The 266-nt window shown below is 65.8% G+C and carries 1 protein-coding gene; it reads right to left on the bottom strand.

Annotation, left to right across the window (positions count from 1 at the left end; all coding sequences use genetic code 11):
- Nucleotides 1-266: class I tRNA ligase family protein (locus AC6UD2_RS06800; protein ID WP_500698435.1), on the bottom strand; the 266-nt coding region annotated here is incomplete at both ends.

Here is a 266-nt window from a genome sequence, read left to right on the forward strand (position 1 = left end):
GGCACTGCTTGTACGGGGCGCGCTTGTCGATCGCCACGCCGGTCAGCAGCGAGGACTGGAACCAGCCGCGGTGCTGATCGGAACCTTCCAGGTACAGGTCGGCCGGCTTGCCGAAGCCACGCGCGGCAAGCACGCCTTCATGGGTCACGCCCGAGTCGAACCAGACGTCGAGGATGTCGGTGACCTTCTCGTAATCGGCTGCTTCGGCGCCCAGCAGTTCGGCGGCATCCAGCGAATACCACACGTCGATGCCCTCGGCTTCGACG

The organism is Fructilactobacillus sp. X2R5C2, from assembly GCF_059901375.1.